Annotated in this window: 21 protein-coding genes; 7 read left to right on the forward strand and 14 right to left on the reverse strand. The window is 73.2% G+C overall.

Translation table 11 applies throughout. The annotated features are described in order from the left end of the window. Positions 1-16 precede the first annotated feature (16 nt). Entirely contained in the window at positions 17-970 is a 954-nt protein-coding gene (locus tag ACZ4V6_RS19570) for a LysR family transcriptional regulator (RefSeq protein ID WP_467828802.1), read from the forward strand. 8 nt (positions 971-978) lie between these two features. Here the strand turns inward: ACZ4V6_RS19570 and ACZ4V6_RS19575 are convergent, their stop codons facing one another. Continuing rightward, positions 979-1,740 carry an alpha/beta hydrolase gene (locus ACZ4V6_RS19575; protein ID WP_467828805.1) on the reverse strand — a complete coding sequence of 254 codons (762 nt, stop codon included), beginning with the start codon at positions 1,738-1,740 and terminating at the stop codon, positions 979-981. Positions 1,741-1,912: 172 nt separating this feature from the next. Between ACZ4V6_RS19575 and ACZ4V6_RS19580 the strand changes: the two genes are divergently transcribed. Together ACZ4V6_RS19580 and ACZ4V6_RS19585 are read left to right on the forward strand one after the other, a co-directional pair. Continuing rightward, entirely contained in the window at positions 1,913-3,088 is a 1,176-nt protein-coding gene (locus tag ACZ4V6_RS19580) for an adenosine deaminase (protein WP_467828807.1), read from the forward strand. Positions 3,089-3,232: 144 nt separating this feature from the next. Beyond that, positions 3,233-3,631 (forward strand): ATP-binding protein, encoded by a 399-nt coding sequence (locus tag ACZ4V6_RS19585; RefSeq protein WP_467828809.1) that lies wholly within the window; start codon positions 3,233-3,235, stop codon positions 3,629-3,631. Between the two features lie 115 nt (positions 3,632-3,746). Here ACZ4V6_RS19585 and ACZ4V6_RS19590 read toward each other — a convergent pair whose 3' ends face one another. From ACZ4V6_RS19590 to afsQ1, 5 genes are all read right to left on the reverse strand, one after another. Further along, on the reverse strand, positions 3,747-3,950 hold the full coding sequence (locus ACZ4V6_RS19590) for a PspC domain-containing protein (RefSeq protein ID WP_467828812.1): 204 nt from the start codon (positions 3,948-3,950) through the stop codon (positions 3,747-3,749). Between the two features lie 94 nt (positions 3,951-4,044). After that, the gene (locus tag ACZ4V6_RS19595) at positions 4,045-4,596 is read right to left on the reverse strand and encodes a VanZ family protein (protein ID WP_467828815.1); all 552 of its coding nucleotides are present in this window, start codon (positions 4,594-4,596) and stop codon (positions 4,045-4,047) included. An 89-nt stretch (positions 4,597-4,685) separates the two neighbouring features. Next, the gene (locus ACZ4V6_RS19600) at positions 4,686-5,288 is read right to left on the reverse strand and encodes a hypothetical protein (RefSeq protein ID WP_467828817.1); all 603 of its coding nucleotides are present in this window, start codon (positions 5,286-5,288) and stop codon (positions 4,686-4,688) included. Further along, positions 5,288-6,904 (reverse strand): ATP-binding protein, encoded by a 1,617-nt coding sequence (locus tag ACZ4V6_RS19605; protein ID WP_467828820.1) that lies wholly within the window; start codon positions 6,902-6,904, stop codon positions 5,288-5,290. The genes ACZ4V6_RS19600 and ACZ4V6_RS19605 overlap by 1 nt, the downstream gene beginning before the upstream one ends. Then, positions 6,901-7,578, reverse strand: a complete 678-nt coding sequence (afsQ1, locus tag ACZ4V6_RS19610) for a two-component system response regulator AfsQ1 (RefSeq protein WP_029394402.1) — start codon at positions 7,576-7,578, stop codon at positions 6,901-6,903. The genes ACZ4V6_RS19605 and afsQ1 overlap by 4 nt, the downstream gene beginning before the upstream one ends. A 224-nt stretch (positions 7,579-7,802) precedes the next feature. On the opposite strand from afsQ1, the gene ACZ4V6_RS19615 reads away from it, so the two are divergent. Further along, a complete protein-coding gene (locus tag ACZ4V6_RS19615) occupies positions 7,803-8,546 on the forward strand; it encodes a SigE family RNA polymerase sigma factor (protein WP_467828822.1) in 744 nt (247 codons plus the stop codon). A gap of 234 nt (positions 8,547-8,780) precedes the next feature. On the opposite strand, the gene ACZ4V6_RS19620 is transcribed toward ACZ4V6_RS19615, so the two are convergent. The 4 genes from ACZ4V6_RS19620 to deoC all read right to left on the reverse strand — a co-directional run bounded on the left by ACZ4V6_RS19620 (position 8,781) and on the right by deoC (position 12,964). Then, positions 8,781-9,485, reverse strand: a complete 705-nt coding sequence (locus tag ACZ4V6_RS19620) for a uridine kinase family protein (protein WP_467828824.1) — start codon at positions 9,483-9,485, stop codon at positions 8,781-8,783. A 167-nt stretch (positions 9,486-9,652) separates the two neighbouring features. Further along, a complete protein-coding gene (locus tag ACZ4V6_RS19625; RefSeq protein ID WP_467828827.1) occupies positions 9,653-10,546 on the reverse strand; it encodes an aldehyde dehydrogenase family protein in 894 nt (297 codons plus the stop codon). Then, a complete protein-coding gene (locus ACZ4V6_RS19630) occupies positions 10,539-11,975 on the reverse strand; it encodes an aldehyde dehydrogenase family protein (RefSeq protein ID WP_467828829.1) in 1,437 nt (478 codons plus the stop codon). The genes ACZ4V6_RS19625 and ACZ4V6_RS19630 overlap by 8 nt, the downstream gene beginning before the upstream one ends. A 5-nt stretch (positions 11,976-11,980) precedes the next feature. Further along, a complete protein-coding gene (deoC, locus tag ACZ4V6_RS19635; protein WP_467828988.1) occupies positions 11,981-12,964 on the reverse strand; it encodes a deoxyribose-phosphate aldolase in 984 nt (327 codons plus the stop codon). Positions 12,965-13,077: 113 nt separating this feature from the next. On the opposite strand from deoC, the gene ACZ4V6_RS19640 reads away from it, so the two are divergent. Further along, complete coding sequence (locus ACZ4V6_RS19640) at positions 13,078-13,776, forward strand: PH domain-containing protein (protein ID WP_467828832.1); 699 nt, start codon at positions 13,078-13,080, stop codon at positions 13,774-13,776. A gap of 138 nt (positions 13,777-13,914) precedes the next feature. Here ACZ4V6_RS19640 and ACZ4V6_RS19645 read toward each other — a convergent pair whose 3' ends face one another. From ACZ4V6_RS19645 to ACZ4V6_RS19660, 4 genes are all read right to left on the reverse strand, one after another. Continuing rightward, on the reverse strand, positions 13,915-15,144 hold the full coding sequence (locus ACZ4V6_RS19645) for a hypothetical protein (RefSeq protein WP_467828834.1): 1,230 nt from the start codon (positions 15,142-15,144) through the stop codon (positions 13,915-13,917). A gap of 169 nt (positions 15,145-15,313) precedes the next feature. Next, positions 15,314-16,957 carry a phospho-sugar mutase gene (locus ACZ4V6_RS19650; RefSeq protein ID WP_467828990.1) on the reverse strand — a complete coding sequence of 548 codons (1,644 nt, stop codon included), beginning with the start codon at positions 16,955-16,957 and terminating at the stop codon, positions 15,314-15,316. A 647-nt stretch (positions 16,958-17,604) separates the two neighbouring features. Further along, complete coding sequence (locus tag ACZ4V6_RS19655; protein WP_122615924.1) at positions 17,605-18,429, reverse strand: purine-nucleoside phosphorylase; 825 nt, start codon at positions 18,427-18,429, stop codon at positions 17,605-17,607. 94 nt (positions 18,430-18,523) lie between these two features. After that, positions 18,524-18,961, reverse strand: a complete 438-nt coding sequence (locus ACZ4V6_RS19660; protein WP_467828836.1) for a gamma-glutamylcyclotransferase family protein — start codon at positions 18,959-18,961, stop codon at positions 18,524-18,526. Between the two features lie 86 nt (positions 18,962-19,047). Between ACZ4V6_RS19660 and ACZ4V6_RS19665 the strand changes: the two genes are divergently transcribed. Beyond that, a complete protein-coding gene (locus tag ACZ4V6_RS19665) occupies positions 19,048-20,496 on the forward strand; it encodes an NAD(P)H-quinone dehydrogenase (RefSeq protein WP_467828839.1) in 1,449 nt (482 codons plus the stop codon). Between the two features lie 167 nt (positions 20,497-20,663). Beyond that, positions 20,664-21,644: a DeoR/GlpR family DNA-binding transcription regulator gene (locus ACZ4V6_RS19670; protein WP_467828841.1), complete on the forward strand. Its 981-nt coding sequence runs from the start codon at positions 20,664-20,666 to the stop codon at positions 21,642-21,644. The last annotated feature ends 79 nt before the right edge of the window (positions 21,645-21,723 follow it).

Raw genomic sequence — 21,723 nt, forward strand, 5'->3', positions numbered from 1 at the left:
CGCCATAATCGTTCCCATGATGCATCAGCAGAGCTCACGGGCGTCCCTGTCACCGTCCGGTGACACAGAAGACATCGTCACGCTGCTCGTGCCGCGCCTCGCGCACTTCGCCGGTGTCGCCCGCACCGAGCACGTCACCCGGGCCGCGCAGGAGATGAACGTCCCGCAGTCGACCCTCTCCCGCGCCCTCGTCCGCCTGGAGGCCGACCTCGGGGTGGACCTGTTCGTCCGCCGGGGCCGCACCCTCGCCCTGACCCCCGCCGGGCACGGTTTCCTCGGCTCCGTCGAACGCGCCCTCGCCGAGATCGGGCGCGCCGCCGAGGAGGTGCGCGCGGACGCCGACCCCGCCACCGGCAAGGTCGCCTTCGGCTTCCTGCACACCATGGGCGCCGAGACCGTCCCCGGCCTGCTGCACGCCTTCCGCGCCGACCACCCCCGCGTCCGCTTCAGCCTCGTCCAGAACTACGGCGAGGCCATGCTGGAGCGGCTGCGCGCCGGCGAACTCGACCTCTGCCTGACCTCCCCGGTCCCCGACGCCCCCGACCTGGTCGCCCGCCGCCTGGACGAGCAGAAACTGCGCCTCGTCGTCCCGGCCGACCATCCGCTGGCCGCCCGCCGGCGCATCCGCCTCGCCGAGGCGGCCGACGAGAACTTCGTGACCCTGGAGCCCGGTTACGGGCTGCGCCGCATCACCGACGACCTCTGCGGCGCGGCCGGCTTCCGGCCCCGGGTGGCCTTCGAGGGCGAGGAGGCGGAGACGCTGCGCGGCCTGGTCGCCGCGGGCCTCGGCGTCGCGCTCCTGCCGCCGCCGACCGTGCCCCGCCCCGGCGTGGTCGAACTGACGGTCACGTCACCGCGCGCGGCCCGCGAGATCGGCGTCGCCTGGCTGGCGGGCCGCACGGACACGCCCCCGGTGGCGGCCTTCAAGAAGTTCCTGCTGTCCAGGAGGGGCAACCTGCTCCCCGGCTGAACCCGCCCCTACCGCCGCAGCGACTTCCCGAACCCCGTCGCCAGCGGCATCCGCAGCCCCAGCGGCGGCGGCGCGGCCAGCGCGTCCTCCACGGGCCGCGAGAAGGACCGCCCGAACAACGTGCCCATCACGAAGTCCTCGGCCAGCGCGACGACCTCGTCCCGGTAGTGCCGCAACCCGTGTCCGTCGGAGTGCACTTCGAACCGGCACACGTCACGGTTGGCCTTCTTCGCCCGGGACGCCAGCCGGAACGACAGCTCGGGGTCGCTGCGCGCGTCGTTCGTGCCGTGCACGATCAGCACCTGGCGCCCGGCGAGCTGCTTCACCGGTTCGGGTTCCGCCGCCACGTCCTCGTCGGGCAGCCAGGGGGCGACCGCCAGCACGGAGTTGACGGCCTCGTGCCCGCCCGCGCGCAGCGCCGCCCGGCCGCCCATGCCGACGCCGGCGAGGCAGACCGGGACGTCGCCGTAGCGTCGCACGGCCTCGGCGGCGGCCCAGTCGGCGTCCCGGGCGAGATGCGCCTCGGCGCCGTTCCAGCCCCGGTAGCTGTAGTGGACGACGTGCGTGGCCAGGCCCTCGTCCCGGCCCGCGCGCGCCAGCCGGCGTCCCAGCGCGCGGACCGACGCGGTCGCCAGCAGCGGAGACGGCCGGCGGCCGGAGACCTCGTCGCCACCGGGGAGCAGCAGCACCACACCGCTGACCGCCGTCCCCTCAGGACCGAGCGTTCGCCCCAGCCGGGCCCGACGGACCGGCGTCGCTTGCTGTGCCATGACAGAACATTCTCAGAAGACGAGGTGGACGCGACCCGTCCTCGCGGGCACCGTTACATTTCGGCGGCGGCGTACACCGGTGCGCCGGGGGATTTCCCCACGGGCGGACACTTCTGTCCCTGCTCGCCCGTAGTCCTGCCGTTCTGCGCGCGTAGGGAACTAGAGTGCGCGAATGACGAGCCAGAACACCGCGAAGGCCGGCGCGAAGACCGCCGGGAGGACTCCGACGCCGGACCAGATCCGCCGGGCACCGAAGGTTCTGCTGCACGATCACCTCGACGGCGGGCTGCGTCCCGGCACGGTCGTCGACCTCGCCCGCGCCGCCGGGTACGGGAACCTCCCCGAGACCGATCCCGGCCGGCTCGGCGCCTGGTTCCGGGCGGCCGCCGACTCCGGATCGCTGGAGCGGTACCTGGAGACCTTCTCCCACACCGTCGGCGTCATGCAGACCCGCGACGCCCTCGTCCGGGTCGCCGCCGAGTGCGCCGAGGACCTCGCCGAGGACGGGGTCGTCTACGCCGAGGTCCGGTACGCCCCCGAGCAGCACCTGGAGGCCGGGCTGAGCCTCGAGGAGGTCGTCGAGGCCGTCAACGAGGGCTTCCGCGAGGGCGAGCGCCGGGCGCGGGAGAACGGCCACCGCATCCGCGTCGGCGCCCTGCTCACCGCCATGCGGCACGCCGCCCGCTCCCTGGAGATCGCCGAACTCGCCAACCGGTACCGCGACCTCGGCGTCGTCGGCTTCGACATCGCGGGCGCCGAGGCCGGCCACCCGCCCACCCGGCACCTCGACGCCTTCGAGTACCTCAAGCGGGAGAATAATCATTTCACCATCCACGCCGGCGAGGCCTTCGGGCTGCCGTCCATCTGGCAGGCCCTGCAGTGGTGCGGCGCCGACCGGCTCGGGCACGGGGTGCGGATCATCGACGACATCCAGGTCCGCGAGGACGGTACGGTCAAGCTCGGCCGGCTCGCCTCCTACGTGCGGGACAAGCGGATCCCGCTGGAGCTGTGCCCCAGCTCCAACCTCCAGACCGGGGCGGCGGACTCGTACGCCGAGCACCCCGTCGGCCTGCTGCGCCGGCTGTACTTCCGCGTCACCGTCAACACGGACAACAGGCTCATGTCCCACACGGACATGAGCCGGGAATTCGAGCACCTTGTCGACGCGTTCGGTTACACGCTCGACGACATGCAGTGGTTCTCCGTCAATGCGATGAAATCAGCGTTCATTCCTTTCGATGAACGACTGGCCATGATCAATGACGTGATCAAGCCGGGATATGCGGAACTGAAGTCCGAATGGCTGTTCCAGCAGACGGCCTCCACCAGCGGCTCTTCGGAAGAATAAGGGCTGGGCGGCGCCGAGGGGGAAAGCGGTCCGCGGAGGGGTGTTCACCATCCGTCCGCATTTCGATGTTTGCGGTGGACGGTGCCGCGTGTTTACGGTCGAGAACCGCTCACATCCCCGTCATCCATTTCGAGGACGCATTTCATGAAGCAGTCTGCTGCCAAGACCCTCGGCGTCGCCGCCCTCGGTGCCGCATTCGCCGCCGTCGGCGCGGGCGCCGCCCACGCGGCGCCGCAGCTCCCGGACGCCGCCGGGACCGTGGGCTCCGTCGCCCGGACGCTCCCCGCCGAGGCCGTCTCCCAGGTGGCACCGGGCGCCGGCACCGTGCTGGAGCAGGGACGCCAGGTGGCGGGCGCGGGTCTGACCGCCACGCAGCCGGCCGCCGGACAGACGCTCGGCGGGAAGCTCGCCGACGGCCCGGCCGATCAGGCCACGGGCCTCCTCGGCGGACTGCCGGCGCACACCCTGCCGGCCCAGGCGCTGCCGCCGCGGACGCTGCCCGCGCACGACCTGTCGACGAACGGTCTGTCGCTGGGCGACTGATCCCCACCCGCTCCACGCGCCGACGGGGCGCACCCGGACACCGGGTGCGCCCCGTCGGCGCACCAGAAGGACAGGCGGGTCCGGGCGGGCCGCCGGCACCGCCCGCGCGCGCCCGTCACCAGGCCGTCCGCGCCGCCTTCTCCTCCGACGGCAGGAGGATCCACAGGGCGAGGTAGAGCAGGAACTGCGGGCCCGGCAGCAGGCAGGAGAGGACGAAGAGCACCCGCATCGTGGTGGTGGAGGTGCCGAAGCGCCGTGCCAGCGCGGCGCACACTCCGCCGATCATGCGGCCGTGGGTGGGGCGGGCGAGGCGGGACATCGCGGCTCCTTCGTGAGCGTGTGGCGGAGGCTGTCGGTCGACCGCCCCTCATCTGCCCTCCACGCTACGGAGACGAACGGAACAAAGCGTCGCTCTACGGTGCGATACCGACCCTGGGAATCGTCGGGGTCCGACCCTGAGCCGGCTCCTCCCGGGGAACGTCCTCCCGGTGCTCCCGCTCGGACCTGCGGCGGAGCCGCGCCCGGCCCGCGGGGACGACGGCGAGGTGGGCGAGGGCCACGCCCAGGGTGTTCAGCAGCAGCGAGTCGACGTCCACGACCTGACCGGGCACCCCGGTCTGCAGCAGTTCGATGCCCAGCGACAGCAGGGCGCCCGCGGCCGTGGTGCGCAGCAGGGAGGCCGTCGGCGACACGGCCAGCCGCCCGTTCACCATCGGCAGCAGCACCCCCAGCGGCGCCAGCAGGGCCAGCGCTCCGCCGAGGGAGCGGGCCGCCGCCGGCCAGCCCAGCGCCAGGTCGGCGCGGATACCGGCGAGCGGCTGCACGTTGGGCGGCAGGACCCAGGGGACGTCCAGCGGCCGCAGGGTGTACCAGGCGACGAACGCGAGGTGCGCGACGAGGAGGACACCTCCTGTCACACGGATGCGGTGCGGGGCGCTGCCGCCGATGAACCCTTGACGCTGCACGCCCCCCTAGACGCGGCCTCCGGCTCGGTCGGTTCCGGACCCTCCCACCCGAGGGTGAGGCTTGCGCCACACGGCCCCCGGGCCCGGCGTCAGCCGCCGGCGACGGCCCGCGAGGGCGGCTCGCTGCCGCCGGGCCGGGCGCGGACCTCGTCCGTGCAGGTGTAGCGGCGCGGGGCCCGGTCGTCCGGCCCGGCCAGGACCACGGAACCGTCGCCCTCGGCCGCGGCCGAGTCGGAGAAGGTGCAGACCACCTGGGCGAGGGCGTACGAGGTGAGGTCGCCGGGCGCGGTGCCGAGCCGCAGGGTGTCCTCGGGGTCGCCGGGGCGGGGTCCCTCCACGGTGACGCCGGCGCGCACGTCCGTGGTGTACCCGGCCTCCTTCTCCGCGGCCGACGGCGGCACGGCGAGCTGGTCCAGCAGCCCCTGGGCGACCAGCACCCGCCGTGCGGCACCGGCGGCGCCGTCCGGGACCCGTACCGCCCGGTCCACGCCGACCAGCGACGAGCCGCACAGCAGGAACACCCGCACCGGCATGCCGGTGGTGGCCCCGTCCGGCCCGGCGAGCGAGCAGCGCACCCGCGAGGGCGCGGGGCCGTAGTCCGTGGGCACCTCGGTGGCGCGGATCCCGCACCCGGCGAGCAGCACGGCCAGCAGGGGGAGCACGAGGAGTGCCGGCAGGCGGCGTACGGTCATCAGCCCTGTCCCTTCGCGTCCTTGCCCCGGTCCCGGTCCGCGTCCCCGCCCCCGTCGCCGTCACCCGCCGCCGCGTCCCCGGCGTCCTCCTCCGCGGGCACCGACGCGTCCTGCGGCAGCCGCAGCGTGAACACCGCACCGCCCTCGGGGGAGTTCTCGGCGGTGATCTCGCCGCCGTGGATGTGGGCGTTCTCCAGGGCGATGGACAGGCCGAGCCCGCTGCCCTCGGAGCGGGGCCGGGAGGCGCTCGCCTTGTAGAAGCGGTCGAAGACGTGCGGCAGGACGTCCTCGGGGATGCCGGGGCCGTGGTCCCGCACCCGGATGACGACCTCGTGGTCCGCCCGCGTCACCGAGACCCGTACCGGCGACCCGCCGTGCTTGAGCGCGTTGCCGATCAGGTTGGCCAGGATGACGTCCAGGCGGCGCGGGTCGAGGCGGGCGTGGATGCCGCGCTCGGCGTCCAGGTCGACGGCGTCCAGCCAGGCGCGGGCGTCGATGCAGGCGGTGATCTGGTCGGCGACGTCGACGTCGTCCAGGACCAGACGGGCGGTGCCCGCGTCGAAGCGGGTGACCTCCATCAGGTTCTCCACGAGGTCGTTCAGCCGCCGGGTCTCGCTCACCACCAGCCGCACCGCCGGTTCGATCATCGGGTCGATGCCGCCGCCCTCGAACTCCAGCTCGTCCTCCAGCACCTCCGTGACGGCGGTGATGGCCGTCAGCGGCGTGCGCAGCTCGTGGCTCATGTCCGCCACGAAGCGCCGCGAGGCCTGCTCGCGGTCGGCCATGTCCGCGACCCGCTTCTCCAGCGCCTCCGCCGCGCTGTTGAACGTCCGGGACAGATCGGCCAGTTCGTCGGTGCCGGAGACCCGCAGCCGGGTGTCCAGCTTGCCCTCGCCCAGCCGCCGCGCCGCGACCCCGAGCCGGTGCACCGGCTTCAGCACGGTCGTCGCCAGGGCCTGGGCGAGCAGCGCGGAGCCGAGCAGCGCGAGCCCGGTGGCGATGCCCAGCGACCAGGCCAGCGAGTTCAGGTCCTTGGCCTCGGGCTCCAGCGACTTGAACATGTACCCGGTCGGCCCGCCGCCGATCACCTTCGAACCCGCCACGAGGTAGGGGGTGCCGTCCTCGACGACCCGCTGCCAGTACAGGTGGTACGGGTACTTGTTGGCCGAGGAGACCTTCTGCTGCTTGTTCACCGCGGTGCGCAGCGACTCGGGCACGTCGGCCGGCGAGAAGCCGCCGAGCCCGCCCGAACTGCCGTACACGGCGCGGCCGTCGGCGTCCTCGGCGACGAGCAGCACGCCGAAGCGCTGACTGCTGCTGGCCATCTGCCCCGCGGCGCGCTGCAACTCGTCCTGCGTGGGGCGCGCGGGCAGCGCACCCGCCCGGTTCTGCATCTCCTGCTCGAAGTCGCGCAGCACGGCGTCCTGGGTACGGGTGAGCACCGCCTCGCGGTTCAGCCAGTACGCGATGCCGGACGCCGACACGGCGGCGGTGAGCGCGACGAGCCCGAAGACGACGACCAGCCGGAGGCGCAGGCTGGTGAGGCGCAGCCGGGACCGGACCCCCTTGCGCGTCGCGGCCCAGCCGTGCGAACCCCCCTGGTGTTCCTGTGTCACTGAGGCGGATCCAGCCGGTAGCCCACGCCCCGCACGGTACGGATCAGGGTCGGCGACGACGGCACGTCCTCGACCTTCGCGCGCAGACGCTGCACACAGGCGTCCACCAGCCGCGAGTCGCCGAGGTAGTCGTGCTCCCACACCAGCCGCAGCAGCTGCTGCCGCGACAGCGCCTGCCCCGGCCGCCGGCTCAGCTCCAGCAGCAGCCGCAGCTCGGTCGGCGTGAGCTGGAGGTCCTCGCCGTTCTTCGTCACGGTCATCGCCGACCGGTCGATGACGAGGCTGCCGAAGCTCGCCGAGTCGCTCGACTCCCGCTCCCCGCGCCGCAGCACGGCCCGGATCCGGGCGTCCAGCACACGGCCCTGCACGGGCTTGACGACGTAGTCGTCGGCGCCCGACTCCAGGCCGACGACCACGTCGATGTCGTCGTTGCGCGCGGTCAGCAGGATGATCGGCAGCTGGTCGGTGCGCCGAATGCGCCGGCACACCTCGAAACCGTCGATGCCGGGCAGCATCACGTCCAGCACGATCAGATCCGGCCGCTGCTCGCGCAGCAGCTTCAGACCGTCCTCACCACTGGCAGCGGTCGCCACGCGGTGGCCCTGGCGCGTCAGAGAGAGCTCCAGGGCCGTCCGGATGGCGTCGTCGTCCTCGATCAGCAACAGGGAAGGCACGGGCTCATTCTGGCCCATGGAGGGGCCGGGGTTCGACCCGCGGGCCCGGATGGACTCCCGACCCGCCGACGGGCCCTGTGAAGGATCCGTGGCGCAACTGTGGCCGACCCCTGTGACAGGTCTGTGACAGTCGGCGGACACGGCCATGAAGTGGGCGCGGCAAGCTTTTCGGCACGGGCAACACAGCAGGTCGAACACCGGAAGTCCACGACGGGGGGCGCGAGATGAACACGCTGAAGGGCACCAGCACCAGCGCAGTGGTCACGCGTCTGCACGACGTGCACACACACCGGTCTTCCGAGAAGTCCGGTGCCGTGAGCGGGCGGGGGTGCGCTCGCGGCGCCGGACGGCAGCACATCACCTACATGACGGTGGTGGACGCGGCCAAGGGGGGAACGCACGGGGGAACGACGTACGGGGAGGGCCCGGGGGAGCGGAGCTCGCTGTCGGAGGCGGAGTTCACCGCCTACGTCCAGGAGCGCCGCGCCTCCCTGTACGCCACCGCCTACCACCTCACCGGCGACCGCTTCGAGGCCGAGGACCTGCTGCAGAGCGCGCTGTTCTCGACCTACCGGGCGTGGGACCGGATCAGCGACAAGGCGGCCGTCGGCGGATATCTCCGCCGCACCATGACCAACCTGCACATCAGCGCCTGGCGGCGCCGCAAGCTCAACGAGTACCCGACCGAGGAACTGCCGGAGACGCCCGGCGACACGGACGCCATGCGCGGCACCGAACTGCGCACGGTCCTGTGGCAGGCGCTGGCCCGGCTCCCCGAACTCCAGCGCACCATGCTGGTCCTGCGCTACTACGAGGGCCGCACGGACCCGGAGATCGCGGACATCCTCGGCATCAGTGTCGGCACGGTGAAGTCCAGCATCTGGCGCTCGCTGCGCCGGCTGCGCGACGACGAGGCCCTCAGCTTCGGCCGTGACCGGGAGGACGCCTTCGGCGAACTGGTCGCCTGAGGGCCCGGGGGTCCTGGGGGGACCCGCGGAAAAAAAGTTGGAGTCCGGGTGTATCACGGGGGCGCTCCCGGGCTCTTACTCACGGGGAAGCACCACGGGGGAACGACGGGGGACGGGGGAAGCGGGGGGAACGGGGAACACGGGGGAGTACAAGGAAGCGGGACTGGAGGGCCGGGGGGTCCGTCCAGTCCCGTTCTCTTTGCGTCTCCCCGCGTACGCGCCCGCGTACGTCCGTCAAACAGCCGTACGTGCCGTGGGGCGCCGGCCCGCCGCCGCGGCGGCCAGACGGCCCATCGCCTCGTCCCGGTCGCAGGCGTGGGCGCCCAGGGCCGTCTGCCGGGCGATGATCGTCCGCTCCTGACGCATCAGCCGCCAGCCGCGGCGCAGCAGGAACGGCACGGACTTGCGGCCCTCCCGCAGATCCCGCAGGAAGCGTCGGCGGAAGGTCGTCAGCGGCCCCCGGCTCAGACACAGCGCGTCGGCCAGGACGCCCAGTTCACGGCAGCGCGCGACGATCTCCGCGGCGAAGATGCCCTCCGCGAGGAACAACGGGGTGCGTCCGATGTCGACCGCGTCCTCGCCGGTGCGGGCGCTGAGCGAGATGTCGTAGACGGGCACCTGCGTGCGGCCAGACCGGCACAGCTGGGTGATCGCGGCGACGGCCGCGTCCGCGTCCCACGAGCCGGGGTGGTCCCAGTCGATGTCGGAACCCCCCGCCACCAGCGGCAGCGTCGGGTCGGTGCCCTCCTTGTAGAAGTCGTCGAGCCGCAGCACCGGGAGACCGGAGCGGGCGGCGAGGAGGGACTTGCCGGAGCCGGAGGGGCCGCAGAGCAGCACGACTCGCGTCGGTATGGGCGGATGGGAGGTCACGGGACACCAGTGTGAGGCATCGGCCGGTCGCCGTACGAGCCCGCGGGCGGGCTTTGCAGCGCGCGTCACACCCCGGCGACGCCGCGCGGTGGACCGGTCACCCTCCGCAGTGCCGACACGGCGTCCCGGAGCACCCCGAACGCCCGGCGTGCCGCGCCGGCGCCCGTCGTCGCCCGGCACGCGCGGAGCCGCGCCCCTCCCGGACGGGGGAAGGACGCGGCTCGCTCGCGGGTGCCTCAGTACGCGGAGCCGGACGCGCCCAGCGAACCCGTGGGGTGCCAGACCGTCTTGGTCTCCAGGAACGCCGTCATGCGGTCGGTGCCGGGCGTCGCCGACCAGTCGCCCACAGGCTGTGGACGCAGGACGCGCTTGAGGTTGTCCGCCGCCGCGATCTCCAGCTCCTTCGCCAGCGCCTCGCCGGCGCCCGTCAGGTCGATCGCGTTGACGTCCTGGTGGGCGGCGAGCGGCGCGGCGATCTCCGCCGTACGGCCGGAGAGGATGTTGACCACGCCGCCGGGCAGGTCGGAGGTGGCCAGGACCTCGCCGAGGGAGAGGGCCGGCAGCGGGGACCTCTCGCTCGCGATCACCACCGCCGTGTTGCCGGTGGCGATGACCGGGGCGACGACCGAGACCAGGCCCAGGAAGGACGACTCCTGCGGGGCGAGGACGGCGACCACACCGGTCGGCTCCGGGGAGGAGAGGTTGAAGAACGGGCCCGCGACCGGGTTGCCGCCGCCGATCACCTGGGCGATCTTGTCGGTCCAGCCCGCGTACCAGACCCAGCGGTCGATCGTCGCGTCCACGACCGCGGCCGCCCTGGACTTCGACAGGCCCTCGGCGTCGGCGACCTCCGCGACGTACTGGTCGCGGCGGCCCTCCAGCATCTCCGCGATCCGGTACAGGATCTGGCCGCGGTTGTACGCCGTCGCCCCGGACCAGCCGCCGAACGCCTTGCGCGCGGCGACCACCGCGTCACGGGCGTCCTTGCGGGAGGAGAGCGGGGCGTTCGCCAGCCACTTGCCCTTTGCGTCGGTCACCTCGTACACCCGGCCGCTCTCGGAACGCGGGAACTTCCCGCCCACGTACAGCTTGTAGGTCTTGAAGACGCTCAGTCGGTTCTGGTCAGACATCGAGGTACGCCTCCAGGCCGTGGCGGCCGCCCTCGCGGCCGAAGCCCGACTCCTTGTAACCGCCGAACGGCGAGGTCGGGTCGAACTTGTTGAACGTGTTGGACCAGACGACGCCCGCGCGGAGCTTGTTCGCGACCGCGAGGATGCGCGAGCCCTTCTCCGTCCAGATGCCCGCCGACAGCCCGTACGGGGTGTTGTTGGCCTTGGCCACGGCCTCGTCCGGGGTGCGGAAGGTGAGGACCGACAGCACCGGGCCGAAGATCTCGTCGCGGGCGACGGTGTGCGCCTGGGTGACGTTGGTGAACAGCGTCGGGGCGAACCAGTAGCCGGAGGAGGGCAGTTCGCAGGACGGAGACCAGCGCTCGGCGCCCTCCGCCTCGCCCTGGTCGGCGAGCGCGGTGATCCGGGCCAGCTGCTCGGCGGAGTTGATCGCGCCGATGTCGGTGTTCTTGTCCAGCGGGTCGCCCAGGCGCAGCGTGGACAGGCGGCGCTTGAGGGAGTCCAGCACCTCGTCGTGGACCGACTCCTGGACGAGGAGGCGGGAGCCCGCGCAGCAGACCTGGCCCTGGTTGAAGAAGATGCCGTTGACGATGCCCTCGACGGCCTGGTCCACGGGGGCGTCGTCGAAGACGATGTTGGCGCCCTTGCCGCCCAGTTCGAGCGTCAGCTTCTTGCGGGTGCCCGCGACCGTGCGCGCGATCTGCTTGCCGACGGCGGTGGAGCCGGTGAAGGCCACCTTGTTCACGTCGGGGTGGGCGACCAGCGCGGCTCCGGCGCGGCCGTCGCCGGTGACGATGTTGACGACGCCCTTGGGGAGGCCGGCCTGACGGCAGATGTCCGCGAAGAACAGGGCGGAGAGGGGGGTCGTCTCGGCGGGCTTGAGGACCACCGTGTTGCCCGTCGCCAGTGCCGGGGCGATCTTCCACGCCAGCATCAGGAGGGGGAAGTTCCAGGGGATGACCTGGCCCGCGACGCCGAGGGGCTTCGGGTCCGCCCCGAAGCCGGCGTGGCCGAGCTTGTCCGCCCAGCCCGCGTAGTAGAAGAAGTGCGCGGCGACCAGGGGGAGGTCCGCGTCGCGGGTCTCCTTGATCGGCTTGCCGTTGTCCAGGGTCTCCAGGACGGCCAGCTCGCGGCTGCGCTCCTGGACGATCCGGGCGATGCGGAAGAGGTACTTCGCGCGCTCGGAGCCGGGGAGCGCCGACCACTTCTCGAACGCCCTGCGGGCGGCCTTCACCGCGCGGTCGACGTCCGCCTCACCGGCCTCGGCGACCTCGGAGAGGACCTCCTCGGTGGACGGCGAGACGGTCTTGAAGACCTTGCCGTCGGCCGCCTCGGTGAACTCGCCGTCGATGAACAGGCCGTACGACGGGGCGATGTCGACGACCGCGCGGGACTCGGGCGCCGGTGCGTACTCGAAAACAGGTGCCATGGTGATCAGTCCACCGTCACGTAGTCGGGGCCGGAGTAGCGGCCGGTGGCCAGCTTCTGACGCTGCATCAGCAGGTCGTTCAGGAGCGAGGAGGCGCCGAAGCGGAACCAGTGGTTGTCCAGCCAGTCCTCGCCCGCCGTCTCGTTGACCAGGACCAGGAACTTGATCGCGTCCTTCGCGGTGCGGATGCCGCCGGCCGGCTTCACGCCGACCTGGACGCCCGTCTGCGCGCGGAAGTCGCGGACCGCCTCCAGCATGAGGAGGGTGTTGGCGGGCGTGGCGTTGACCGCGACCTTGCCGGTGGACGTCTTGATGAAGTCGGCACCCGCCAGCATGCCGAGCCAGCTCGCGCGGCGGATGTTGTCGTACGTCGACAGCTCGCCGGTCTCGAAGATGACCTTCAGGCGGGCGGACGTCCCGCAGGCCTCCTTCACGGCGACGATCTCGTCGTACACCTTCATGTAGTTCCCCGCGAGGAAGGCCCCGCGGTCGATGACCATGTCGACCTCGTCGGCGCCCGCCGCGACGGCCTCGCGCACGTCGGCCAGCTTGACGGCCAGCGAGGCGCGGCCCGCCGGGAACGCCGTGGCGACCGAGGCGACCTTGACGCCCGAGCCGGCGACGGCCTCCTTGGCGACGGCCACCATGTCGGGATAGACGCAGACGGCCGCCGTGGCGGGGCTCGTCCGGTCCGTCGGATCGGGGCGGACCGCCTTGGCGCCGAGCGCCCGGACCTTGCCCGGGGTGTCCGCGCCTTCCAGCGTCGTCAGGTCGACCATGGAGATGGCCAGGTCCAGCGCGTACGCCTTCGCGGTGGTCTTGATGGAACGGGTGCCGAGCGAGGCGGCGCGCGCCTCCAGGCCGACCGCGTCGACGCCGGGCAGCCCGTGGAGGAAGCGGCGCAGCGTGCTGTCGGACGCGGTGACGTCCGTGAGTCCGTGGGAGGACGCAGCGGATGCAACGGGTGCAGCGGATGCAGTGGTGGGCATGGTCACCAGCCGAGCATATCTACGCGCGTAGCGGCTGTACAGTCCCCGGCGCTCGTCCCGCCGGCCGGCACCGCGGCCGAAGGACGCCCGGCCCGTCGGGCACAATCGGCAGCATGACGACCCCGGAGCCCCAGTCACCCTCGCCCCATCCTTCGGCACCCGCGCCCAAGGACCGGGTCTACCGCTCGCCCGCGGGCATCCTCGGCGGCGTCCTGCTGCTCGCCCTCGTCGCCTGGCTCGGCATCGACGCGGTGGTCTCCGGCGAGGGGGACACCCCGTGGAAGGCGCTCGCCGCGATGCTGCTCCTCGTGCCGCTCGCCGCCGCCTACACGGTGCGGCCCGCCGTCTTCGCGAACGAGGAGCGGCTGCGCGTGCGCAACCCCCTCCGCGTCGTCGTGCTGCCCTGGGACCAGGTCGCCTCGCTGCGGTCCGGTTACTCCAACGAGGTCCGCACCCAGGACGGCACCAAGTACCAGCTGTGGGCCATCCCCGTCTCGCTGCGGGCCCGCAAGAAGGCGGTGCGGCGGGAGGAGCGGCGCCTGGCCGGGGACACCCGCGGGCGCGGCGGCCTCGGGGACCTGACCGGCGGCGCCCGTGGCGCCGGGCCCGGGGCCCTCGCCGACGGGCCGGTGCGGGCGGAGGGCGACCGGGCCATGGACGAGCTGCGGGAACTGCTCGAGGCACGCGAACTGCGGGCCCCGGAGCAGGACGGCGCCGCGCGGGACGGGGTCACCGTCCGCTGGGCCTACGAGATCGTCGTGCCGGCGGTGGTGGGGGCCGTGTTGCTGGCGGTGCTGCTGGGGTTGGGGTGACGGTCCTTCCGGTCTCCCCGTCTTCCGGTCTTCCGGTCTCCCGGTCTTCTGGACTTCCGGTCTCCCGGTCTCCCGGTCTTCTGGACTTCCGGTCTCCCGGCCGTGGGGTGATCCGGCCGGCCGTCGTGGGCCGTCCCGCTACGGCGCGGCCGGCCAGACCAGGAGCATGTACGCCCCGCAGTACGCCGAACCCAGCACCGCCGCCGTCAGGGTCAGCGCGCGGTGCCGCCCCGAGGCGCGGGACAGGTGCACCGCCGCCGGCAGGAGCAGGGGAAAGGCCGGCAGCAGGAAGCGGGCCCTCGGGAAGTAGACCCCGCCGCTGCCCAGGACGATCACCAGCAGGACGCCGGCGAAGACCAGCAGCGGCAGCGGCTGGCGGTCCCACGCCGACAGGCCGAACAGCACCACCGACGCGATCAGCGTGAGGGTCACCATCACCAGGAACAGCTGCGGCGTCGGGTCGCGCCACAGCAGCCAGCGCACCTGGTGCAGCGTCCGCAGGCCGCCGTCCAGCTCGTTGTGCCACAGCCGCTGCACCGCGAAGTAGCCGTCCCAGCGGCCCAGCCGCAGGCCCACCCAGCCGATGTACGCACACCAGCCGAGCGGTGCGAGCACCGCGGCGGCGAGGACGCGGGGGCGGAGGGTGCGGTGGCGGGCGAGGTGCACCAGGGCCGTCGCGGTGACCGCCGCCGCCACCGCGATGCCGGTCGGCCGGGTCAGGCCCGCCAGTACGGCGCAGCCGGCCGCCCACAGCCAGCGGCCGCTGAGCACCGCGTACAGCGACCAGGCCGCGCACGCCGTGAACAGCGACTCGGTGTACCCCATCCACTGCACCGCGCCGACCGGGAACGCGGCCCACAGCGTGGTGAGCAGCACGCCGACGCGCCGGCCGTACAGCCGGTCGCCCACGGCGAAGATCCCCCAGGCGGCGACCAGCGAGGCGACGACCGCGATGCCGAGGCCCGTGGAGGCGCGGGTGCCCGGGGTGAGGACGGCCACCGCCTTCACCAGGACCGGGTAGAGCGGGAAGAAGGCCAGGTCGTTGGCGTTCAGGGCGGTGCCGAGCTCGCGGGTGTAGCCGTGGTCGGCGATGCCGAGGTACCAGTCGGAGTCCCACTGCGCGGCCAGCACCGTCCAGAGGTCCTGGTGCCGGCGGTGGGCCCAGACGGCGAGCAGCAGCAGGCCCGTGACGCGTACGGCGAGATAGGCGCCGAGAGCCGGGGCGGCGCGGCGCGCGGCCCGCAGCAGCCGCCGGGCGCGGGCCCGGGCGCTGCGCTGCGGGGGAGGCGGGGCGGCCGTGCGGGTGTGGGGGCGCCGGGTGCCCGGGATGTGTCCGCTCTGGGTCGTTCGGGGGGCGGTCGAGGACACGGCGGCGGCTCCCTGGCGGTGCTCGGTGGTGCGGTTTCCGGTCCACCGTTGCCCGGGGGGCGGCCAGGGAGGTGCAGGGCGGGTCAACGGGTGGGGGTAAATCACCCGATGGGGTGCCGCCGGGCGGAGGCACCCCGTCGTCGGGGCCGGAGGCCGGGGCCGGGGCCCGTCAGATGCCCGCCGCTGCCGAGAGGTCCCGCTTCAGCGCCGTCAGCAGCTCCGTCGCCTTCGCGCGGGCCTCGGGGAGGCCGGCGTGCGCGGCGACCGGGACGACCACCTCCAGGTAGCACTTCAGCTTGGGCTCCGTGCCGCTCGGGCGGACGATCACCCGGGCGCCGTCGAGCGTGTAGCGCAGGCCGTCCGTGGGCGGGAGCGTGTCCGTGCCCCGGGTGAGGTCCTCGGCCCTCGTGACCGGAAGACCGGCGAGGCGCGTGGGGGGCTGCTCGCGCAGGCGGTGCATCGCGGCGGCGATCAGGGAGAGGTCCTCGACACGCACCGAGAGCTGGTCGGTGGCGTGCAGGCCGTGCTCCACGGCGAGGTCGTCCAGGAGGTCGAGGAGGGTGCGGCCCTCCGCCTTGAGGGCGGAGGCGAGTTCCGTGATCAGCAGCGCCGCGGTGATGCCGTCCTTGTCGCGGACGCCCTCCGGGTCGACGCAGTAGCCGAGGGCCTCCTCGTAGCCGTAGCGGATGTTCTCCACGCGGGCGATCCACTTGAAGCCGGTCAGGGTCTCCTCGTACGGCAGGCCCGCCTTCTCGGCGATGCGGCCGAGGAGGGAGGAGGAGACGATCGACTCGGCGAACGTGCCGTGCGCTCCGCGGGAGACCAGGTGGGCGGCGAGGAGCGCGCCGACCTCGTCGCCGCGGAGCATGCGCCAGTCGGTGCCGTCGTGCACCGCGACGGCGCAGCGGTCGGCGTCCGGGTCGTTGGCGATGACCAGGTCCGGGTCGGTCTCGCGGGCCTTCGCGAAGGCGAGGTCCATCGCGCCGGGCTCTTCCGGGTTGGGGAAGGCGACGGTGGGGAAGTCCGGGTCGGGGTCGGCCTGCTCGGCGACGAGGGCCGGCTCCGGGAAGCCGGCGCGTTCGAAGGCGGCGAGGAGGGTGTCCTTGCCGACGCCGTGCATCGCCGTGTAGACGGTGCGGGCGGTACGGGGGGAGCCGGGGGCGAGGACCGCGTCCGTGCGGGCGAGGTAGGTGTCCAGGACGTCGTCGCCCAGGGTCTGCCAGCCGGTGGTGGGGCGGGGGACGTCGTTCAGGGAGCGGACGGCGTCGATCTCCGCGGCGATGCCGGCGTCGGCGGGGGGCACGATCTGGGAGCCGTCGCCGAGGTAGACCTTGTAGCCGTTGTCGCGGGGCGGGTTGTGGCTGGCGGTGACCTCGACTCCGGCGACCGCGCCGAGGTGCCGGATGGCGAACGCCAGGACGGGCGTGGGGAGGGGACGGGGGAGGACGGCCGCCCTCAGGCCGGCGCCGGTCATGACGGCGGCGGTGTCGCGGGCGAAGTCCGCGGACTTGTGGCGGGCGTCGTAGCCGATGACGACGAGGCCGTCGGTGTGGCCTTGCTTCCTGAGGTACGCGGCGAGGCCTGCGGCGGCCCGGATGACGACGGAGCGGTTCATGCGCATCGGGCCGGCGCCCAGTTCGCCGCGCAGGCCCGCGGTGCCGAACTGGAGGGTGCCGGCGAAGCGTGCGGCGAGTTCGGCGTGGTCCTCGGTGTCGATGAGCTCGGCGAGCTCCGCGCGGGTGTCCGCGTCGGGGTCCTCGGCCAGCCATGTCCTGGCGCGTGCGAGGAGGTCGTCGTCTTGCACGTCGGTCAGCCTCTCGTGTGGTCGGTGCGTCGGTCGTACGTCTTGCCTGCGGCGGCCTGTGCGGGTGTGGTGGGGGTGCGGGGTGCCTGCGGCGGCCTGTGCGGGTTCGGTGGGGGTGCGGGGTGCCTGCGGCGCCTGTGCGGGTGTGGTGGGGGTGCGGGTAGCGCCTTGGGTCCGGTGGTGGGTTGGGGCCGCGTCGGGGGGTGTCCGTCCTCGGAACGGCGCGGAATCGGGTACTGACCAGCAGGCGGGGCGTTGACGCGCCAACCGCTGCGGGCGGACACCCCCCGACACGTCCCCTTCCCGCCGTACGCGGCTCCCCCGCCGTCGCACCACGCCGCCCCGGCTGCGGGCAGCCGCCATACGCCGCCGCCCCAGCTGCGAGCAGCCGCCATGCACCGCCCGCCGTAGCTGCGGGCAGTCGTGCCTCCCCCAGTGCCTGAACGGCCTGGGAGGTGCCCCCAGGGGCGGCACGGGTGGGCGGTGGGGGTCCCCCCGCTCGAGCGAAGCCGAGAGTGGGGGAGGCACCCCCGTAGCGCCGGGCCGGGCGAACCCGCCCCGCGTCCACCCCCGCGCCGGGCACCCCGGCAGCGCCGGGCCACGTGATCCACCCCGACCCGCACCCGCGCCGGGTCACGTGGCTCGCCCCGCGTCGGTTACAGCCGCCCCAGCACCTGCGTCAGCAGCGCGCCCATCCGCGTCGCGGAGTCGCGGCCCGCCTGCAGGACCTCCTCGTGGTTGAGGGGCTCGCCCGTCATGCCCGCCGCCAGGTTGGTCACCAGCGAGATGCCCAGCACCTCCGCGCCCGCCTCGCGGGCGGCGATCGCCTCCAGGACCGTCGACATGCCCACCAGGTCGGCCCCGATGACGCGCGCCATGCGGATCTCCGCCGGCGTCTCGTAGTGCGGGCCGGGGAACTGGGCGTAGACGCCCTCCTCCAGCGTGGGGTCCACCTCCTTGCACAGGGCGCGCAGGCGGGGGGAGTAGAGGTCGGTGAGGTCGACGAAGTTCGCGCCGACGATGGGGGAGGTGGCGGTGAGGTTGATGTGGTCGCTGATCAGGACCGGCTGGCCGGGGCGCATGCCCTCGCGCAGGCCGCCGCAGCCGTTGGTCAGGATGATCGTCTTGGCGCCGGCGGCGACGGCCGTGCGGACGCCGTGGGAGACGGCGGCCACGCCGTGGCCCTCGTAGTAGTGGGTGCGGCCGAGGAAGACCAGCGCGCGCTTGTCGCCGATGGAGTACGAGCGGATCTTGCCGCCGTGACCCTCCACTGCGGGCTTGGGGAAGCCCGGCAGGTCGGTGACCTGGAGATCGGCCTCGGGGGCGCCCAGGGCGTCCACGGCCGGTGCCCAGCCGGAGCCCATCACGAGGGCTACGTCGTGGGTCTCGGCGCCGGTGAGTTCGCGCAGGCGGGCCGCGGCGGCGTCGGCGGCGGCGTAGGGGTCGCCCTGGATGTCGTCCGGAAGAAGAGATGCGTTCACGCCGATGAGGGTAGCCGGTTTACGCCTACGCGCGTAGATGACGGAGCTCACGGGATCGCGATTGTTGTTTTGTCGTTTCCGACGAGGGCGCCGCTCAGCAGGGGCGCTTGCGGAGCTCCATGACGTAGTCGTGGGGCGCGCCCGCCGATTCCGCCGCGTCGGCCACCTCGCCGAGGTAGCGGGCGGAGGGCAGGCCGCCCTCGTAGGCGTTCAGGACGTACGTCCAGGCCCCCTCCTCGCCGTCCAGGGTGTGGACGCGCACGCGCATGCGGCGGTATATGTCCAGCCCCACGCCCTCCCAGCGGTCGAGCGAGTCCTCGTCCATCGGGGCGATGTCGTACAGGGCGACGAAGACCTGGGAGACCGGGTCCTCCACCAGGGTCGCGAGCGCGCCCTCCCAGCCCATGTGCTCGCCCCCGAAGGTCAGCCGCCACCCGTTCAGCCAGCCGGTGGCGCGCAGCGGCGAGTGCGGGGCGCGACGGGTCATCAACCGCGCGTCGAGGTTGCCGGCGTATGCGGCGTAGAGCGACATGGGGGAGAGCGTACGGCAGGCGTCCCGGGCGTCGCCGTCGTCACAGACGTGCCCCCGGGCGGTTCCACACCGGGCGGTGCGGGACAATGGAGTACGTGACTCGGATCGTGATCATCGGTGGCGGACCCGGCGGATACGAAGCGGCCCTGGTGGCCGCGCAGCTCGGCGCGGAGGTGACCGTCGTCGACTGCGACGGCCTGGGCGGGGCGTCGGTGCTGACCGACTGCGTGCCGTCCAAGACTCTGATCGCCACGGCCGAGGTGATGACCACCTTCGACTCCTCGTACGAGGAGCTGGGGATCATCGTCGCCGACGACACCCCGCCCATGGAGCAGGCCGCCCGGGTGGTCGGCGTGGACCTGGGGAAGGTCAACCGGCGTGTGAAGCGGCTCGCGCTGGCGCAGTCGCACGACATCACCGCCTCCGTGACGCGCGCGGGCGCGCGGGTCGTGCGCGGGCGCGGGCGGCTGGAGGGCATGCAGGCCCTCGACGGGTCGCGGAAGGTCGTGGTGCGGGCCGCCGACGGGAGCGAGGAGACGCTGACCGCGGACGCGGTGCTGATCGCGACCGGCGGGCACCCGCGCGAGCTGCCCGACGCGCGGCCCGACGGCGAGCGGATCCTGAACTGGACCCAGGTCTACGACCTGGAGGAGCTGCCGGAGGAGCTCATCGTCGTCGGGTCCGGTGTGACCGGTGCCGAGTTCGCCGGCGCCTACCAGGCGCTGGGGTCCAAGGTGACGCTCGTGTCGTCGCGCGACCGGGTGCTGCCCGGCGAGGACCCCGATGCCGCCGCCGTCCTGGAGGACGTGTTCCGGCGGCGCGGGATGAACGTCATGGCGCGGTCGCGGGCCCAGTCCGCCAAGCGCGTCGGGGACCGGGTGGAGGTGACGCTGGCCGACGGGCGCGTCATCACCGGGTCGCACTGCCTGATGGCCGTCGGCGCCATCCCCAACACCGAGGGCATGGGCCTGGAGGAGGCCGGGGTCAAGCTCAAGGACTCCGGGCACATCCGTACCGACCGGGTGTCGAGGACCTCGGCTCCCGGCGTGTACGCCGCCGGTGACGTCACCGGCGTGTTCGCCCTCGCCTCGGTGGCCGCCATGCAGGGGCGCATCGCCATGTACCACTTCCTGGGGGACACGGTCACTCCGCTGAACCTCAAGACCGTCTCCGCCAACGTCTTCACCGACCCCGAGATCGCCACGGTCGGGTACTCGCAGGCCGACGTCGACTCCGGCAAGATCGACGCCCGTGTGGTGAAGCTGCCGCTGCTGCGCAACCCGCGCGCCAAGATGCAGGGCATCCGGGACGGCTTCGTCAAGATCTTCTGCCGGCCCGGTACCGAGATCGTGGTCGGCGGCGTGGTCGTGGCGCCGCGCGCCTCCGAGCTCATCCACCCCATCTCGATCGCGGTCGACAACAACCTGACGGTCGAACAGATCGCGAACGCCTTCACGGTCTATCCCTCTCTTTCGGGATCGATCGCCGAGGTGGCACGGCAGCTGCACACCCGGAAGACCAACGGAGAGGGCTGACACGGACGGAACCGGCCCCCGCCGGTCACGGGGAGTCGCGGGGCCGCGGACGGCATGCGCGTCCGGAGTGGGCGCGTATACCACTTCCGTCCCTGCCGTGCGAACAACTTCTGTTATCCGGCGCATACTGCTGAAAGCAGACGGTCGTTGGGGTTACTGTCAGTTTCGTGTTCGCTGCAGAACGTCGCCAATTGATCCTCGAAATGGTGCGAGCGAACGGGGCCGTGTCGCTCCGTGAGCTCGCCCGCGTCGTCCAGACCTCCGAAGTGACCGTACGGCGGGACGTGCGCGCGCTGGAGGCAGAAGGACTCCTCGACCGCCGGCACGGCGGTGCGGTACTGCCGGGCGGGTTCACGCGAGAATCCGGCTTTCCGCAGAAGTCCCATCTCGCGACCGCCGAGAAGACGGCCATCGCCGACCTCGCCGCGGGTTTCGTCGAAGAGGGCGAGGCCATCGTGGTGGGGGCGGGGACCACCACCCAGGAGCTGGCGCGCCGGCTCGCGCGGGTGCCGGGGCTGACCGTCGTCACCAACTCGCTGCTGGTGGCCCAGGCCCTCGCCCACGCCAACCGCGTCGAGGTCGTCATGACCGGCGGCACGCTGCGGGGGTCCAACTACGCCCTGGTCGGCAGCGGCGCCGAGCAGTCCCTCCAGGGGCTGCGGGTGTCCAAGGCCTTCCTGTCCGGGAGCGGCCTGACGGCGGAGCGGGGTCTGTCGACGTCCAACATGCTGTCGGCGTCCGTCGACCGCGCGCTGGTGCAGGCCGCCGCCGAGGTCGTCGTCCTCGCCGACCACTCCAAGCTGGGCACGGACACCATGTTCCAGACCGTGCCGACGGACCTCGTCACCCGCCTGGTGACGGACGAGCCGCCCGGCCACGACGACCGCGCGGCCACGGAGCTCCAGGCCCTGGCCGACCAGGGCGTGCAGATCGCCGTGGCCGGGGCGCCGGGGGGTGCGGCCGACGCGGGAAATCACCAGGCCGCCCCGGCTGAGGCGGCCCCGGCACGGCAGCGCCGGGACGTGCCGCTGCCCGGGCCGCGCCGGCAGGTCCCCGGCGCGGGGGCGGCGCTGCGGACGGCCACGGCGCTCGGCGAGCAGAACGCCGGGGCGGAGCGGGCCCGGGTCGCGGACCTGCGCCGGCGCTGAGGAGCCGCACGGTCCGTCGCGTCCCCCCTGACAACAGCGGGACGCCCGGCGGACCGTGGGAGACGGTCCGCCGGGCGCC

This window comes from Streptomyces sp. NPDC029152, assembly GCF_055564355.1.